This window comes from uncultured Thiodictyon sp. (assembly GCA_903837595.1).
Taxonomy (GTDB): Bacteria; Pseudomonadota; Gammaproteobacteria; order Chromatiales; family Chromatiaceae; genus Thiodictyon.
This window is the reverse complement of the sequence record CAILVI010000028.1, coordinates 25,053-43,101: the sequence shown is the minus strand read 5'-3', so window position 1 is coordinate 43,101 and position 18,049 is coordinate 25,053. Positions and strand designations below refer to the sequence as shown.

Here is an 18,049-nt window from a genome sequence, read left to right as displayed (position 1 = left end):
GTCTCATATTGCAGACGCGAGACCTCATACTTGCCCACCAGCAGGTCATGGCGGCCGGCGTGTGCAAAGGGACCGACCAGCCGGAACAGCGGGGCCAATCCCGGCGCGACGCCCGCGGGCGCCGTCCCCTCGGCCTGCACCCAGCGGAAGGTCATGGCCCCGCCACAGGGCAGCGGCAGCAGGACGTCGTCGGGTTGCGGGTTGGGATCGTAAAGGTCCGGCGGCCAGGCGATCGGCTCGGTGGCCAGTATCCGCAGGGGGGCGAACAGGAGCCACAGCAGGAGGCCCAGCCGCACGGCCGTAAAGCGGCGTTGCGGCTGCTGCCACCCGGTCATCGGGGTTGCGCCGCCCGGTCGCGCGTTGGCCACGGGCTGCTGGCCACGCCCGGCTTGGGGGGCACCATGTCGCTCAGCCGAACCGTGGCCTCGACCCACTGCCCCGTACGGAACCGCTGCACTTGCGGCGCCGTCTGGTAGCCCGCGCTCCTGAACGCCACCGGCCGCTCCCCGACCGCAATGGCCTGGGTCTCGAACGGCTGGCCCGGCTTGGCCTGACCGATGACCTGACCATCCACCAGCACCTCGGTGGTCACGTCGGTCGTTACCCGCAGGTAGCCGAGGAACCGCACGGGCGGCGGCGGCGGTGGGATCTGGGCCACCGGGGCGGGCGGCGCCAACCGCCGCCGCTGCGCATCGCGTACCTTCTCCGGGGTGGTGAACAGGGGCACGCCGGCCAGGAGACGCAGCCCGGTCGGCGCACCCGGGTCGGCGGCGAACGGCGGGGTGGCCCAGCGCCACTCGGCGCCCAGGTCCTGCGCGGGGCTGCCCGCGTGACCGCCCACCGCCAGGGCCCCCGGGCCGCTGGGGCCGAGCACCCACTCGGCGGCGTTGCCATAGAGGTCGTGCAGCCCCTGCGGGCTGGCGGCCCGCCCACCGATTGGCTGGAGCGCCCCGCGGGCGTTGGGCGCGTACCAGGCGTGCGCGGTCAGTCCGTCCGGCATGGGATACAGGGGGCCGGCGAAGGTGCCCGCCGCGACACGCAGGCCCCCACGCACGGCATATTCCCATTCGGCCTCGGTCGGCAGGCGCAGATAGGCCGGCGCCCCATCGACCCGCGGCAGACAGGGGGCGGCGCCCGCGTCGCAGGCCGCAATGGACTCGGCATTGGCGGCCAGCCACAGCGAATAGCGGTCAGCGACTTGCAGCGCGTCCCACCAGTCGCCGATCTGCGGGGTTTGCAGGCTCGCCTCGGGCGTGGGGCAGGCGGCGCCCGCGACCGCGCTCGCCAAGGCCTGGGCTTGCAGGCCGGTGACCTCGTACTTGCCCAGCAACAGGTAAGGGGTGCCGTTCGCCCCCTCGAATGGGCCGGTCACCGCATAGCCCGCCTCCCGCCCGGGCGTTGCCACGGCCCGAAAGGCCATGGCGCCACCGCAGGGCAACGGCAGGATCAGGTCGTCCGCCCGGGGCTGGGGGTTGTAGAGCGCTTCAGGCCAAACCAGCCCGGATGCGGCGCGCGCCTGACCGATGCCAAGGCAAAGGCTGGCCGCCAGGAGCAACCCCGGCCAGGTGCCTGAACGAACGGGCCGCAGCATGGTGTGAGACGCCCCCCTTTCCGATCGGCACATTGGCACGGGCATGCGAGGGTCACACGGTAGCGCGGCGACCGGCACTTGGGAAGTCGTCGCGCGCAGCCGTCGGGCCGGCGCCATAAGGCCAGCACGAGGGACGAGATAACTTTATCTGATTAGCGGGTTTTTCCGGTTCCGTGGGATAATTGAACTTGCCGGGTTATCGCCTTGCATAACCCTGATCGCCCTTATCCTGTCCCCGGAGGCCCCCGATGGCATCGCTGCAAACCCCTGTCTGTGCGTTCGACACGCCGGCCCCCGATTTCGCGCTGCCCGGCGTGGATGGACGGGTCTGGACACGCGATGAGTGCCGGGGCGAGCGGGGTCTGCTGGTGATGTTCATCTGTAACCACTGCCCCTATGTGAAGGCGGTGCGTGAGCGTCTGGTGCTGGACACCCGGGAGCTCCAGGCACTGGGGATCGGTTGCGTCGCCGTGATGTCCAACGATCCGAGCGACTACCCGGACGACTCATTCGAGTCCATGCAGCAGGTAGCCTCACAGTACGCCTTCCCCTTCCCCTATCTGCTCGACGCCACCCAGGCGGTCGCCCGCGCCTATGGCGCCGTCTGCACCCCGGACTTTTTCGGCTACAACGCGGCGCTGCAACTCCAGTACCGGGGCCGGCTGGACGAGAGCCGCAAGGAGACGGCACCGGCCGGCGTGCGCCGCGACCTGTTCGAGGCGATGCGCGAGGTCGCCCAGACCGGACGCGGCCCCGCCGAGCAGGTCCCGAGCATGGGCTGTTCCATCAAATGGACACACTGAGGCCAGGAGCGCCGGCACCGTCGGGTCCCGCCCACCACTGGGGCTTAAGTCCGTCAATACTTCAAATTCATATCTGATAAAATGGCGATTTCCGGCTTGAGTTGTGCTTGATGTCCTGGGGGATTTGGCGGCCCTTATGTGTACTTTCCGGGGCTGCCGCCGTCAGGCGCAACCACGCCTGCGCATCGCCGTTGGCGTCGGCAGACCGCGGCGCCGGCCGCTCGGCCTGCACCACAGATTCCGGCACCGCGCCACCCGCATGCCAACCGTCACCCCCGCGCTGAGCGGGCCGCGGGCGACGGATCGCACAAAGTAAAATAAACTGATCCAACAACGATATTAGGAGGGGCCATGTCCTCACGCAGAGAACTTGCTAATGCCATCCGCGCGCTCAGCATGGATGCGGTACAAAAGGCCAACTCGGGCCACCCCGGCGCGCCCATGGGCATGGCCGACATCGCCGAAGTCCTCTGGAACGACTTCATGAAGCACAATCCCGGCAACCCGCACTGGGCGGACCGGGACCGTTTCGTGCTCTCCAACGGGCACGGCTCCATGCTGATCTACTCCCTGCTGCACCTGACCGGGTACGACCTGGGGATCGAGGACCTGAAGCAGTTCCGCCAGCTACATTCACGCACTCCGGGTCACCCGGAGTACGGCTATGCCCCAGGCGTGGAAACCACCACCGGCCCCCTGGGTCAGGGCATCACCAACGCGGTGGGCATGGCCCTGTCCGAAAAGATCCTGGCCGCCCAGTTCAACCAGCCGGGTCATGAGATCGTCGACCACCACACCTATGTGTTCCTGGGCGACGGCTGCATGATGGAAGGCATCTCGCATGAGGCGTGCTCGCTGGCCGGCGCGCTGGGCCTGGGCAAGCTGATCGCCTTCTACGACGACAACAACATCTCCATCGACGGCGAGGTGCGTGGGCACGGCACCACCCCGGGCTGGTTCCTGGACAACACCCCCAAGCGTTTCGAGGCCTATGGCTGGCACGTCATCCCCAAGGTCGATGGCCATAACGCCGAGGCGATCAAGGCCGCCGTTGAGGAGGCACGCGGGGTCGAGGACCGCCCGACGCTGATCTGCTGCCAGACCATCATCGGCTTCGGCTCACCCAACAAGCAGGGCAAGGAGGAATGCCATGGGGCGGCCCTGGGCGTGGAGGAGATTGCACTGACCCGCGAGGCCTTGGGCTGGACCTATGGCCCCTTCGAAATCCCGGCCGATATCTATGCCGGCTGGTCCGCCAAGGACCGCGGTGCCAGCGCCGAGACCGCGTGGGATGAGCGCTTCGCCGCCTACGTCGCCGCCTACCCGGTGGCGGCCGCCGAGTTCAAGCGCCGCATGGCCGGTGAGCTGCCCCCCGAGTGGGCCACCCAGGCCGAGGCCTTCGTCGCCGCCGTGGTCGCCAAGGCCGAGACCATCGCCTCGCGCAAGGCCTCCCAGAATGCCTTGGGCGGCTTTGGCCCGCTGTTGCCCGAGTTTCTGGGCGGTTCCGCGGACCTGGCCGGCTCCAACCTGACACTCTGGAAGGGCTGCAAGGGCGTGGGCAAGGTGGATGCCTCCGGGAACTACATCTATTACGGCGTGCGTGAGTTCGGCATGTCCGCCATCATGAACGGCATCGCGCTGCACGGGGGCTTCATCCCCTACGGCGCCACCTTCCTGATGTTCTCCGAGTACGCCCGCAACGCGCTGCGCATGGCGGCACTGATGAAGATCCGCTCGATCTTCGTCTACACCCATGACTCGATCGGCCTGGGCGAGGACGGTCCCACCCACCAGCCGGTGGAGCAGATCCCCACGCTGCGCATGATCCCCAACATGAGCGTCTGGCGCCCCTGCGACGCGGTCGAGTCGGCCGTCGCCTGGAAGCTCGCCATCGAGCGTGTGCACGGCCCCTCCTGCCTGATCTTCTCGCGTCAGAACCTGGCCCACATGCCCCGTACTGCGGACCAGCTCGCCGCCATTGAGCGCGGCGGCTATGTACTGCGCGATTGCGCCGGCACCCCGGATGCGATCATCATCGCCACCGGCTCCGAGGTGGAACTGGCCATCAAGGCGGCCGAGGCCTTGGCCGACAAGGCGGTGCGGGTGGTCTCCATGCCCTCCACGAACGCCTTCGATGCCCAGGATGCCGCCTACCGCGAGTCGGTCCTGCCCAAGGCGGTGACCGCCCGCGTCTCGGTGGAGGCCGCGGTGACCGACGGCTGGTGGAAGTATGTCGGCAGCCACGGGGCCGTGATCGGTGTCGACCGCTTCGGCGAGTCCGCGCCAGCCCCGGCGCTCTTCAAGGAGTTCGGCCTGACCGTCGAGCACGTGGTGGCCGCGGTCAAGTCCGTCCTCTAAGACTTAAGCAAAGCGCGCGGGGCCACCCTGGTCCCGCCGTCACTCAACACTTGCGCCCTGCGCGCTCAACTGGAGACTCTGCATGACGATCAAAGTTGGTATCAACGGTTTCGGCCGCATCGGTCGCATGACCTTCCGGGCAATTTCCAAGGATTTCCCGAACATCGAAGTGGTCGCCATCAACGACCTGCTGGACGCCGAATACCTGGCCTATATGCTCAAGTACGACTCGGTCCACGGCAACTTCCCGGGCACCATCGCCGTCGAGGGCAACACCCTGATTGTCAACGGCAAGTCCATCCGCCTGACGGCTGAGAAGGACCCGGCCAACCTGAAGTGGAGCGAGGTTGGCGCGGACCTGGTCATCGAGAGCACGGGCTTCTTCCTGACCGAAGAGTCCTGCCAGAAGCACATCGCTGCCGGTGCCAAGAAGGTGGTCCAGTCCGCCCCGTCCAAGGACGCCACCCCGATGTTCGTGTTCGGCGTCAACCACAAGACCTACGCCGGCCAAGCCATCATCTCCGCCGCCTCCTGCACCACCAACTGCCTGGCGCCGGTCGCCAAGGTGCTGCATGACAACTGGGGGATCAAGCGTGGCCTGATGACCACGGTCCACGCCGCCACCGCCACCCAGAAGACCGTCGACGGCCCGTCCAGCAAGGACTGGCGCGGTGGTCGCGGCATCCTGGAGAACATCATCCCGTCGTCCACCGGTGCGGCCAAGGCCGTCGGCGTGGTCCTGCCGGAGCTCAACGGCAAGCTGACCGGCATGGCCTTCCGCGTGCCCACCTCCGACGTCTCCGTCGTCGACCTGACGGTCGAGCTGAACAAGCCGGCCGACTACAAGACCATCTGCGCCACCATGAAGGCCGCCTCCGAGTCCGGCGATCTCAAGGGCGTGCTGGGCTACACCGCGGAGAAGGTGGTCTCCACCGATTTCCGCGGCTGCAAGACCCCGTCGGTCTTCGATGCCGAGGCCGGCATCGCGCTGGATTCGACCTTCGTCAAGGTCGTCTCCTGGTATGACAACGAGTACGGCTATACATGCAACATGCTGCGCCTGGTCGAGCACGTCGCGAAATAACCCGTAGGGTAGGTTAGGCGCGCGGGCACCAGGCTGCGGACTTGCTCCCAGCCCAACCCGCGCGCCGTAACCCACCAGCTGCAAGGACGCCGCCCACCAACCCCATAGACTCAGCAGAGTCATCCGGCAAGCCCCGCGGCTTTCCAGATAGCTCCATTCACCCTGTACGAGAGGATTGCCCCCATGTCCTTCATCAAGCTCACCGATCTCGACCTTGCCGGCAAGCGGGTGCTGATCCGCTCGGATCTGAACGTACCGGTCAAGAACGGCAAGGTCACCTCCGACGCCCGCATCACCGCCTCCATGGCCACCTTCGAGCATTGCATCAAGGCCGGTGCCAAGGTCATGGTGATGTCCCACTTGGGGCGGCCGGAAGAGGGCGTGTTCTCCGAGGCAGATTCGCTCAAGCCGGTCGCCGACGACCTGGCCGTCAAGCTGGGGCGGCCGGTGCGCCTGATCCGCGACTATTTCGAGCACACCCCGGTCATCGCCGACGGCGAACTGGTCCTGCTCGACAACGTCCGCTTCAACAAGGGCGAGGGCAAGGACAACGAGGAACTCGCCAAAAAATACGCCGCCCTGTGCGACGTCTTTGTGATGGACGCCTTCGGCACCGCCCACCGCGCCCAGGCCTCCACCCATGGTGTCGGCAAGTTTGCCCCCACCGCCTGCGCCGGTCTGCTGCTGGCCGCGGAACTGGACGCACTGAAGAAGGCCCTGGCCGACCCGGCGCGGCCCATGGTCGCCATCGTCGGCGGTTCCAAGGTCTCCACCAAGCTGACGGTGCTCGAGGCCCTGTCGGAGAAGGTGGACCAACTGGTGGTCGGCGGCGGCATCGCCAATACCTTCCTGGCCGCCAGCGGGCACAAGATCGGCAAGTCGCTGTGCGAGCACGACCTGATCCCCACCGCCCAGGCCCTGATGGCAAAGATGACCGCCCGCGGCGCCACCATCCCGATCGCGGTGGACGTAGTGACCGGCAAGAATTTCGCCGAGACCGAGCCGGCCGTGGTCAAGGATGCCAATACGATCGCCGACGACGACATGATCTTCGACATCGGCCCCAAGTCCGCCCAGCAACTGGCCGACATCATCAGCAAGGCCGGCACCATCGTGTGGAACGGCCCGGTTGGCGTCTTCGAGTTCGACCAGTTCGGCGCGGGCACCAAGACCGTCGCCATGGCGATTGCCAACGCCGCCGGCTTCAGCCTGGCGGGCGGCGGCGACACCATCGCGGCCATCCAGAAATATGGCATCTACGACAAGATCTCGTACATCTCCACCGCGGGCGGCGCCTTCCTGGAGTATCTGGAGGGCAAGACCCTGCCGGCCGTCGCCATGCTCGAATCCCGCGCGAACGACTAACAAGGACAAGCGGTCAGCGGTCAGTGCTCAGCCATCAACAAGAGGGCGAGGCAGACTCGCCGCTGAGCGTTGATCGCTGACAGCTAAGAGCCAACCAATGAGCAGACGTACCAAGATCGTTGCGACCCTGGGCCCCGCCACGGACTCCCCGGCGGTGATGGATGCCATCATCGCCGCGGGCGTCGATGTGGTGAGGCTCAACCTCTCACACGACACCCACGAGCGCCACCGCGAGCGCGTGCGCCTGGTGCGTGAGCGGGCACTGGCCACCGGCCAGGAACTGGCCATCCTCCTGGACCTGCAGGGACCCAAGATCCGCATCGGCCGCTTCCATGAGGGCGCGGTCGAGCTGGCCAACGGGGACGCCTTCGCCATCGACGCTGCCTGCCTCCTGGCGGACGGCGACCAGACCCAGGTCGGCACCACCTACCCGGAACTGGCCGACGACGTGCGCCCCGGCGACGTCCTGCTGCTGGACGACGGGGCCATCGAGCTGCTGGTCGACACCGTCAACGGCGGGCGCATCGGCTGCACCGTGGTCATCGGCGGCACCCTCTCCAACGCCAAGGGCATCAACAAGAAGGGCGGCGGGCTCTCCGCCCCGGCCCTGACCGACAAGGACAAGGCGGACATCCGCTTCGCCGCCGAGATCGGGGCGGACTATCTCGCGGTGTCCTTTGTGCGCAGTGCCGAGGATGTCAATCTGGCGCGGGAGCTACTGCGCGCGGCCGGCGGCCAGGGCGGCATCGTCGCCAAGATCGAGCGGGCGGAGGCACTGAACTGCCTCGACGAGATCATCAAGGCCTCCGATGTGATCATGGTCGCCCGCGGCGACCTGGGTGTGGAGATCGGCGACGCCAAACTCCCGGCGGTGCAGAAGCAGCTGATCAAGCGCAGCCGCGACCTCAACCGGGTGGTCATCACCGCCACCCAGATGATGCAGTCCATGATCGACCATGCCATCCCGACCCGGGCCGAGGTGTTCGACGTGGCCAACGCGGTGCTCGACGGCACCGATGCCGTCATGCTCTCCGCCGAGTCCTCGGTCGGCCGGTTCCCGGTCCAGGTGGTGGAGGCACTCGACCGCGTCTGCATCGAGGCCGAACGCCAAGTCACCCGCTCCGGGCACCGGATCGACTCGGTGTTCGGCCGGGTCGACGAGGCCATCGCCATGGCCACCATGTACACCGCCAATCACTTGGGCGTAAAGGCCATCGCGGCGCTGACCGAGACCGGCTCCACGGTGAAATGGATGTCCCGCATCAGCTCCGGCATCCCCATCTACGCCATGTCCCCCAGCGCGGAGACCCGGCGCAAGGCGCGGATTTTCCGCGGCGTCTATCCGCTAAGCTTCGACATGCAGTGCCAGGAGGTCAACGAGGTCAACCTGGCGTTACTCGAAGAGCTCAAGCAGCGCGGTGCCGTGCACGATGGCGACCTGGTCATCATCACCAAGGGCGACCGCTGCGGCGTCGAAGGCCAGACCAACATCATGAAGATCATGCGGGTCGGGGAGCACCAGGTGGCCGGGCCGAATTAGGCCCCTGGTCGACTGTCAGCTGCACCATACCGCAAGCACCCATCCATCCATCCCACTCACGAATTCTTGCATAACCACACGAGGAAGACTCCATGGCCCTGATTTCAATGCGTCAACTGCTGGACCACGCCGCCGAGCACGGTTACGGCGTGCCGGCCTTCAACGTCAATAATTTGGAGCAGATGCGCGCCATGATGCAGGCCGCCCACGAGACCGATTCCCCGGTCATCGTGCAGGCCTCCGCCGGTGCCCGCAAATATGCCGGCGCCCCCTTCCTGCGCCACCTGATCCTGGCCGCCATCGAAGAGTGGCCACATATCCCGGTGTGCATGCACCAGGACCACGGCACCTCCCCCGCCATCTGCCAGCGCTCCATCCAGCTCGGCTTTTCATCCGTCATGATGGACGGCTCCCTGCTGGAAGACGGCAAGACCCCCTCGACCTACGACTACAACGTAGACGTGACCAAGAACGTGGTCGCCATGTCCCACGCCTGCGGCGTCTCGGTTGAGGGCGAACTGGGCTGCCTGGGCTCACTGGAGACCGGCCAGGCCGGCGAAGAGGACGGCGTGGGCGCCGAGGGCACCCTGGATCACAGCCAGCTGCTCACCGACCCCGAAGAGGCCGCTGACTTCGTCGCCAAGACCAAGGTCGACGCGCTGGCCATCGCCATCGGCACCTCCCACGGCGCCTACAAGTTCACCCGTCCGCCCACCGGCGACATCCTGGCGATCAAGCGCATCAAGGAGATCAACGCCCGCATCCCCAACACCCACCTGGTCATGCACGGTTCTTCTTCCGTGCCCCAGGAGTGGCTGGCGATCATCAACAAGTTCGGCGGCGACATGGGCGAGACCTATGGCGTGCCGGTGGCGGAAATCGTCGAGGGCATCAAGCACGGCGTGCGTAAGGTCAACATCGATACCGACCTGCGCATGGCCTCCACCGGCGCCATCCGTCAGTACTTTGCCGAGCACCCGAAGGAATTCGACCCCCGCAAGTATCTGGCCGCCGCCACCAAGGCGATGTACGGCATCTGCAAGTCACGCTATGAGGCCTTCGGCACCGCCGGCTGGGCCAGCAAGATCACCCCGCTGTCACTGGAGGCCATGACCACCCGCTACGCCAAGGGCGAGCTGGACCCCAAGATCAACTAGCCCTTTTTTCGGCTCCGCCGAAAAAAGGAGGGGCGCCCTGCGGGCGCCCCTCTAACCTCGCTTGACACCGCTGCGCGGTGTCACGCCTGTGTCTGGCGCTCAGCGCCGCGGGCAAGCGCTCCATCATTCCGGCCGGGACGCGGCAGTCTTTTTTCTGGCAGCAGATCGCGCGAACCGGCGGCGCCGGTTCAGCTGGGTGCGACGCAGGCACTCGCGATATCGGTCTGAGAGAAATCTTCACCTTTGAACAATAGCGGCAGTGCGCGGACCTTGGCCAGCGCATAGCTGAACACATCGCCGAAGTTCAGCCCCGCGGGGTGGCCGCTGCCCTTACCAAACGCCACGAAGGCGGCATAGGCCGCGTCCATCTCCGCCAGTCCGGGGGCGACCACATCAAACATCGGCAGTCGCAGGATATCGTCCAACAGCACGACCGCGCGCTGCCCCCGTCTGCCATGCACCACCATGCGCGCCTCGACCACCGAGACGGTGCTGATCAATGCCCTGTCGGTTCCCTGGAGAGCACGTAGAAACATCTCGCGCTCGGGCTCCGCGAAGACGATGGCCACAACCGCAGAGGTATCAACGACGATCATTGAGGCAGGCCATGCTCATCCCATGCCAGCGGATCCCCGGCGTCCACTCGATCCGGGATGCGGTCAATCTGCATCAGCAGTGCCGCCATGCGCTCGAACGCGTCAGTGACCATTGGTGCCTCACCGCTCAAGGCCATGCCATCATCCGCCGGGGCTGCGGAGATCGCTTGCGCCGGCTCCCCGTGCGGGCGTGCATCATCCTCGCCCAGGGCACGCAGCCGCTCGAAAAGCGCAATATCGATCAGTGCCGCAACCCGCTTCCCGCTCTTCGTGATCACCACCGAATCCCCCCGGTACTGAATCTCGTTGAGCAACTCTCCAAGATTCTGCCGAACCGTCATCGCCGGGGCCTCACGGACCATATCAATTACCTCAATCGATGTGATTGGGGCAATCATAGCCCTCCTCCTCCATGGTGGCAAGCACCAAGTCTGATCCATCTGACAGGCACTCGACGCGAAATACCACCGCGCTTGACCCGCACGCCAAAGCCCTGCCTCCGGGAAGGACCCCACAGCGCCCCCGAACCAACCCCCTCGGTTATTCTCGTGGCGCCGCTGCGGGGTGCCATACCTATGTCTGGCACTCAGCGCCTATTGTCTCGTGACACCGTCGCGCGGTGTCACGCCTGTGTCAGGCGCGCCGCTACCTAAAGATAACGATAGGATTCACCGACAAATCGAGCGCGCTATCTTTCTCACTTGCGTCAAGCACCGTTCCAAATACATTCAGCATCAGTCCGCGATCCGACACTCGGTTCACGTGCGATTCACATAGCTGTCTCGCAACACTGTGCATTCGGTTCTTCGCTAATCGCGTAATAAACCTTATGGATCGACCCAGGCGACCGCTATCGACGTGCACATGCATAAGATCATAGCCGTCGGAGAGCACAGTCTCGGGATTACAACGGTGTATTTCGAACCTTTCACAAATTAGAACAAATTTGTCTACCGACGCTCGTGACTTATCGACGATCTGCTTCGCCAAAACCTCGTCCAGTCGGCGCATAGCGCCACTAACCTGGACGTTATCCAGATCGATACCCAATGACCTCAGCCACTTGATTGCATGTTGAAAGTTACGCAACTCCTGAGACGTCAGCGCTCCGAATTCAAGATCAAGAACAATCTCATCATGTTCGAGCATATGCTTAATCAGCTCGAATACTTTCCCCACGGTCGTTTTCTCGACGAATCGAATGTTCTCAGTCAAATAATGATCGGTTTCACTAAAGGACCTTCCGGAAGCAATGCCCCTTTCGGCCGCCTCGTCTGCGCTGCACTTAGTGACGTCGTCCCGAGCGCTTGACGCGGGACTTATCATGTATCCATTGGCGGTCTTCGTAAACTTCTTCTCGAATAGGGCTTTAACAGCTGCCTCGTCAAGGTAGTACGGGAGTATGCCTCTTAGTTGAAGCGATCTAAAGAGTTTCGCCCCGACTGGATCAGCCGCTGCGAGTGAGGTCGCTGATTCCCCCACCGGCGATACGCTGCCAATCTCCTCAATACGGACATCAACCTCACTGCGCCCTCTCGGATCGGTGTAGATCCGGGCGGGAACCGCCGCAGGATCGTCCGGTTTATGTTGTTCAAAATAGTAATAATCCCTGCCGGATCTTTGCTTGATCCAGTAGATGTCCGGCACATCCGAGTACTTCATTATTGGCTCTCTCACACGATGCCCTCCTTTTACGTTCACGGAAGCATTTATACAACCCGTATCCTGCGCGCCGGATTGTAATCTCAGAATTTCGACAGATGCAAGCGCTTTTTTGGGCATACTGGCGGTAAATTTATTGATATAGGGTGAGGTACCACCAAGGATGCCGGCCCCCCCGCTCAATACTATTAAGTTATTGTTAAGACATCGATTTCAAGAGGCCATTACGGCAAGCCAACCATACCTATCCGGAGTCGGCCACGCTTAAGGCAAATATCTATAGACGACCGATGGATCATTTGTTTTCCAATGAGCTTGCCGTCTAGGCAGGGATCACACCAACGGATTTCATTCGGAAGCGTGCGCTGCCGCTTCCGGTCTTGGTAGCGTTGCTGGTTAACCGGCACCAGGCGCGACTCAAGATGAGTTGATTCAGTCGCTGCCCCTAATCATTCAGACCCCCGGCTGCGCCAGGGCTGACAAGGGGCGCCCTGCGCGCCGATCGGTGGTGGCGGCGGTGAGGTAGGGCCACGGCGAGTGCCGCCACAACCCCAACCGCAGTGTCTGCACGACGATCAAGGTCACCAGCCCCGACCCAACCAACCGCCACTCGTGCCGCTCCACCTGCGCCGCTGATGGGGCTTTCGTGCACGCCTCGCCAATCTGCACCGCGGCTTCGTCGGCTATCTCCGCCTCCGGCTCCCGCTCCCGCTGACCGCTGCGCCCTCTTTGGGCTGCGCTACAATAGGTAGTGCCATTATTCGTAAATCGGCGATGTCGATCCCCGCATGACACGACCCAGGTCAGTGCTGGCCAATCGCATGCCCGTTGCCGCTTGACCACATGAGTCGCCATGAATCGCAAGCACAGACCTGGCAAGAGCACCTCCGAGGATCGGCACGGGGCGGCACTGATCGTGGGACTGGGCGCCTCCGCCGGGGGCCTCGAACCGCTTGAGCAGTTCTTCGCTCATCTGCCTGCCAACACCGGCCTCAGCTTTGTCGTGGTGCAGCATCTCGATCCCCATCGGCCGAGCCTGCTTGCGGGTCTGCTGGCGCGACATGCCGCGATGCCGGTGATCGAGGCGGCCGACGGCGTACGACCAAAGCCCGATCACGCCTACGTCATCGCGCCCGGCACGCGCCTGTTGCTCGCGGGCGGCGCCTTCAAGGTCAGCGCGGCGACCGGGCCGACCGCTCCCGGCCGCATCGATGCCTTCTTTTGCTCCCTCGCCGCCGAGGAGCGAGAGCACGCCGTCGCCGTGCTCTTCTCCGGCGCCGGTCAGGACGGCACCGTCGGGCTGCGCGCGATCAAGGAGCGCGGGGGGCTGACACTGGCGCAGTCTCCGGAAACGGCCAAGCACGACGCCATGCCGCAGAGCGCGATCGAGGCAGGCCTGGTGGATCACGTCCTGCCGCCCGAGGCGCTCGCCGCCAAACTGCTTGAGCATGCCGGTTATGTCACCACCGCGGGGCACTCAAGCACGGCGGCGCTCGAACCCGAGCTCGCGAGCCGCCTTGGGAGGATCTGCGCGCTCATCCGGCAGCATACCGGCCACGACTTCGCGAACTACAAAGAAGGGACGCTGCTGCGGCGAATCCGGCGGCGCATGCAGATCCTGCACGTTCCGACGGTCGATGCCTATCTCGCGGGGCTGGAGCGGGACATGACCGAGGCCGAGTCGCTCGTCAAGGACCTGCTCATCGGGGTGACGCAGTTCTTCCGCGATCCGGATGCGTTCCAGGCGCTCGCGCAGCAGGTCGTCCCGCGCCTGATCCAGGGGCGGCCAGCGGATGCGCCCGTGCGCATCTGGGTGGCCGGTTGCGCCTCGGGCGAAGAGGTGTACTCGCTGGCCATCCTCGCGCGCGAGCACCTGGAGCGGATCGAATCCAGGCGCGCGGTCCAGATCTTCGCGACCGACCTCGACGCGCAGATGCTGGCTGCAGCGCGCGTGGGGCGCTACCCGCTCACCATCGCCGAGCACGTGAGCCCCGAGCGCCTCGCGCGCTTCTTCGTCCGTGAGGGGCAGCGCTACCAGGCGGTCAAGGCGCTGCGGGAGATGTGCATCTTCTCGCCGCACAGCCTGATCCGCGACCCGCCGTTCTCGCAGCTCGACCTCATCTCCTGTCGCAATGTACTCATCTACTTCTCCGCCGAGCTGCAGAGCAAGCTCGTGCCCCTGTTCCACTTCGCGCTTCGCCCCGGGGGTTTCCTCTTCCTCGGCCCGGCCGAGGGTCTCAGCGGCAGCCATGCGCTGTTCGAGACCATCGATAAGTCGAGCCGGATCTTTCGTCGCAGGCAGACCGTCATTCGTCCGCTCCTGGACTTCCCGCCCGCCGCCCGCCGCACGGCCCGACCGGTTGGCGTCACGCCGCCGGCGCCCGGCCGGGAGCGACCCTCACCGACGCTTCAGCAGCGCGTCAGCGCGGCCTTCGAACGCACCGTGCTCGACGAGTACGCGACCCCCTGCGCGGTCGTGAACGATCGGGGAGAGCTGGTGCTCGTGGCTGGAAGGCTGGACCGTTACTTCCGGCTAGCATCCGGTGCCGTCACCACGAACCTTGTCGACCTCGTCCCGCCCATCCTGCGCGTCGAGCTGCGGCGGGCGCTGCAAGCCGCGGCGGCCACCCGGCAGCGGGTGGTACGTGACAACATCGTGCTCGCACTCGACGACGGTACTCATCGCGTCCAACTCACGGTCCGCCCCGTGCCCGGCATGGAGGTGGATGCGGGCCTCCTGCTGGTGGTGGTACAGGACTACGCGCCGCTGGAGCGGCCCGCGCAGAGCGGGGAGAGTGCGGACACCGCTGGGCTGGCTGAGCCACCGGCGCTCGACCTGCTCGAGCTCGAGCTGCGCACCACCCGCGCAGAGCTCAAAACGACCGTCGAGGACCTCGATTCGGCCAATGAGGAGCTCAAGTCTTCGAACGAGGAACTCATCGCGACGAACGAGGAGCTGCAGTCGGCCAACGAGGAGTTGCAGACCTCGCAGGAGGAGCTTCACTCGCTCAACGAAGAGCTGGAGACGGTCAACACCGAGCTGCGCCAGAACGTGGACGAGCTCGGTGCCGCCAACAGCGACCTGCAGAACCTGTTCGTGAGCACTGAGGTCGCGACCATCTTCCTTGATCGTGACCTGCGCGTGGTGAGGTTCACCCCCGCCGCCACGGCACGCTTTCGGCTCATCGACACCGACGTCGGCAGGCCGATCGGCGACCTCGCCCCGCGCTTCCACGGCCAGGACCTCATTGCCGACGCGGGGGAGGTCTTAAGGACCCTGACGCCGCTCGAGCGGCCGATCCGTACCAGCGAGGGCTCCTGGTTCATCCTGCGGGTGCTGCCCTACCGCACGCTCGAGAACCTGATCGCGGGGGTCGTGGTCACTTTCATCGACATCTCCGAGGTCAAGAACGCAGAGGAGGCGCTGCGGGCTGCCCTGGCCAAAGCCGAGGCCGGCGAACGGATGCTCGCGGCCCTGATGCAGCACGTGCCCGAGGGTATCACCGTCTGCGATGCCGACGGCACGCTGCGTCTGATCAGCCAGTACGGTCAGGATCTCCTGGGCGGCCCGCATGCCGGCAAGCGCATCGAGGACGTGGCCAGGGACTGGACCGTCTATCGCCCCGACGGCCAGACCCTCATGCCGACGCAAGAATTGCCCCTCATGCAGGCACTTCATGGCGTGACCGTGCGAGATTTCGAGCTGGTGCAGCGCAGCGCCGACGGGCACCAATTGCCACTGCTGTGCAGCGCGGCTCCCATCCGCGATGTTGGCGGCGCGGTGGTCGGCGCCATTGTCACCTGGCGGGACATCAGAGAGCGCAAGGCGGCGCAGGACGCCCTACGCCGCAGCGAGGCCCGCTGGAATGCCGCGCTTGAGCACTTTGCCGAAGGCGTCATCCTTGCCACGCAGGACGAGCAGGTCTTCTACTGGAATCCCACCGCCCGCGCCATGCATGGCTTCACCCGCCCCGACGAGGGCATCGAGCCCCTGGAGAGGACCCCAATCACGTTCCAGCTGTGGACGCCCGATGGCGGCCGCTTGCTCGAACTGGACGAGTGGCCCATGCGGCGCATCAAGCGTGGCGAGCGGGTGAGTGATTTGGAGCTACGCTTGCGCCGTCCCGACCAGGGCTGGGAGCGCATCGTGTCCTACTCGGGGGCCATGGTCGACACTCAGGGCGGTGAGCGCCTGATCTTCCTCTCGGTCCACGATCTCACCGAGCAGCGGCAAGCCGAGGAGGCGTTGCGGCTGACCCAGGCCTCGATCGACGCCGCGGCCGAAATGGTCGCCTGGTTTACGCCGGACGGCCGGGTCCGCTACGCCAACGACGCGACGTGCCGCACACTCGGCTATCCGCGCGACGAGCTGCTGCGCCTGACGGCGCTGGATTTCAGCCCCGGCTTCACTTGGGAGGCCTATGCCGAGCACTGGGCCGAGGTCCGCCGGCGCAAGTCGCTCACGCTGGAGGTCGTGCACCGTCGCAAGGACGGCACCGATTATCCAGCCGAGGTCACCGTCAATCATGTCGCCTACGCCGGGCAGGAGTACCTCTTCGCCTATGGTCGGGACATCACGGAGCGCAAGCAGAACGAAGCGGAACTCAATGCCTACCGCCAACACCTCGAAGCGATGGTCGCGGAGCGCACGGCGCAACTCTCGGCGGCCAAGGAGGCGGCGGAGACCGCCAACATCGCCAAGAGCGCCTTCCTGGCCAACATGAGCCACGAGATCCGCACCCCGCTGAATGGGATCACCGGGATGGCCCATCTGATCCAGCGCGACGGGCTGACGCCGCACCAGGGCGAGCAGATGCAAACGCTCCAACGATCGGCGAACCATCTGCTCGAGATCATCAATGCCATCCTGGAGCTCTCCAAGATCGAGGCGGGCAAGTTCAGCCTAAACGAGGGGCCGGTGCGGATCGAGCGCCTGCTCGCCGATGTGGTCTCCCAGCTCCAAACCCAGGTCCAGGCCAAGCCACTGCGGATCGTCACGCAGATCGGGGAGATCCCGCCCTATATTCAGGGGGATGCCACACGTCTGCAGCAGGCCCTGCTCAACTATGCCGGCAACGCCGTCAAGTTCACCGAACGCGGCCAGATCGCCCTGCAGGTCACGCGGGCGGAGGAAGACGCCGCGACGGTGTTGCTGCGCTTCGAGGTGGCAGACACCGGCATCGGCATCGCCCCCGAGGTGCTGCCCCGGCTGTTCAGCGCCTTCGAACAGGCCGATAACTCGACCACCCGCCGCTATGGCGGCACCGGCCTGGGGCTCGCCATCACCCGCAAGTTGGCCCAGCTCATGGGTGGCGAGGCGGGGGGGCACAGCACGCTGGGGGTCGGCAGCACCTTCTGGTTCACGGCCCGGCTCAAGAAGGGGCAGCCAACCGTGACGGGGGTGGAGGACATCCCCATTGGGGAGGCAGAGGCGTGCCTGCGACGCGACCACGCGGGGACGCGTCTGCTGATCGTCGAGGATGAGCCGGTGAACCGGGAGATCGCCCGGCAGTTGGTGGAGGATGTCGGGCTGATCGCGGATTGCGCGGCGGACGGCGCGCAGGCGGTCCGTCTCGCCGGTGACCAGGCGTACGCCTTGATCCTGATAGACATGCAGATGCCGGTGCTGGACGGTCTGGAGGCCACGCGACGCATCCGCCGCGCAACGACCAGCGGGATGGCGCGCATCCCGGTGGTGGCCATGACCGCCAACGCCTTCGCGGAGGACCAAGCGGCGTGCCTGGCCGCCGGGATGGACGATTTTCTGACCAAGCCGGTCGAACCAGAGGTCTTGTACCGCGTGATCCTCACCTGGCTATCCGCCAAGCCATCGCCGGGTGGATGACCCAACCTTGGTTGGGTCGCAGTTTTATGCGCTCCAGGCGCCAGCCAA

At 65.5% G+C, this 18,049-nt stretch carries 11 protein-coding genes and 1 pseudogene; 7 read left to right on the top strand and 5 right to left on the bottom strand.

Translation table 11 applies throughout. From position 1 onward, the window contains the following. Both QZY44_RS01690 and QZY44_RS01685 read right to left on the bottom strand, forming a co-directional pair. A pseudogene (locus QZY44_RS01690) lies at positions 1-335 on the bottom strand (Sulphatase-modifying factor protein); the annotation flags it as partial. Further along, positions 332-1,591: an SUMF1/EgtB/PvdO family nonheme iron enzyme gene (locus QZY44_RS01685; protein WP_295441387.1), complete on the bottom strand. Its 1,260-nt coding sequence runs from the start codon at positions 1,589-1,591 to the stop codon at positions 332-334. The gene QZY44_RS01685 and the pseudogene QZY44_RS01690, both read right to left, overlap by 4 nt. Positions 1,592-1,839: 248 nt before the next feature. Here QZY44_RS01685 and QZY44_RS01680 point away from each other — a divergent pair, with 248 nt between their 5' ends. From QZY44_RS01680 to fba, 6 genes are all read left to right on the top strand, one after another. After that, positions 1,840-2,394, top strand: coding sequence for a thioredoxin family protein (locus tag QZY44_RS01680; RefSeq protein WP_295441384.1), 555 nt, complete (start codon positions 1,840-1,842; stop codon positions 2,392-2,394). Positions 2,395-2,745: 351 nt separating this feature from the next. Then, positions 2,746-4,752, top strand: coding sequence for a transketolase (gene tkt, locus QZY44_RS01675; RefSeq protein ID WP_295441382.1), 2,007 nt, complete (start codon positions 2,746-2,748; stop codon positions 4,750-4,752). Positions 4,753-4,834: 82 nt separating this feature from the next. Beyond that, on the top strand, positions 4,835-5,836 hold the full coding sequence (gap, locus tag QZY44_RS01670; protein WP_295441379.1) for a type I glyceraldehyde-3-phosphate dehydrogenase: 1,002 nt from the start codon (positions 4,835-4,837) through the stop codon (positions 5,834-5,836). Between the two features lie 183 nt (positions 5,837-6,019). Continuing rightward, entirely contained in the window at positions 6,020-7,201 is a 1,182-nt protein-coding gene (locus QZY44_RS01665) for a phosphoglycerate kinase (protein ID WP_295441377.1), read from the top strand. A gap of 97 nt (positions 7,202-7,298) precedes the next feature. Further along, positions 7,299-8,741 carry a pyruvate kinase gene (gene pyk, locus QZY44_RS01660; RefSeq protein WP_295441374.1) on the top strand — a complete coding sequence of 481 codons (1,443 nt, stop codon included), beginning with the start codon at positions 7,299-7,301 and terminating at the stop codon, positions 8,739-8,741. 92 nt (positions 8,742-8,833) lie between these two features. After that, the gene (gene fba / locus QZY44_RS01655) at positions 8,834-9,898 is read left to right on the top strand and encodes a class II fructose-bisphosphate aldolase (RefSeq protein ID WP_295441371.1); all 1,065 of its coding nucleotides are present in this window, start codon (positions 8,834-8,836) and stop codon (positions 9,896-9,898) included. 188 nt (positions 9,899-10,086) lie between these two features. Here fba and QZY44_RS01650 read toward each other — a convergent pair whose 3' ends face one another. From QZY44_RS01650 to QZY44_RS01640, 3 genes are all read right to left on the bottom strand, one after another. Beyond that, positions 10,087-10,494: a type II toxin-antitoxin system VapC family toxin gene (locus QZY44_RS01650; RefSeq protein ID WP_295441368.1), complete on the bottom strand. Its 408-nt coding sequence runs from the start codon at positions 10,492-10,494 to the stop codon at positions 10,087-10,089. Continuing rightward, positions 10,491-10,892 carry a type II toxin-antitoxin system prevent-host-death family antitoxin gene (locus QZY44_RS01645; protein ID WP_295441365.1) on the bottom strand — a complete coding sequence of 134 codons (402 nt, stop codon included), beginning with the start codon at positions 10,890-10,892 and terminating at the stop codon, positions 10,491-10,493. The genes QZY44_RS01650 and QZY44_RS01645 overlap by 4 nt, the downstream gene beginning before the upstream one ends. A 247-nt stretch (positions 10,893-11,139) precedes the next feature. After that, a complete protein-coding gene (locus tag QZY44_RS01640; RefSeq protein WP_295441362.1) occupies positions 11,140-12,156 on the bottom strand; it encodes a hypothetical protein in 1,017 nt (338 codons plus the stop codon). A gap of 853 nt (positions 12,157-13,009) precedes the next feature. Here QZY44_RS01640 and QZY44_RS01635 point away from each other — a divergent pair. Further along, positions 13,010-18,001, top strand: coding sequence for a chemotaxis protein CheB (locus QZY44_RS01635; RefSeq protein WP_295441359.1), 4,992 nt, complete (start codon positions 13,010-13,012; stop codon positions 17,999-18,001). The last annotated feature ends 48 nt before the right edge of the window (positions 18,002-18,049 follow it).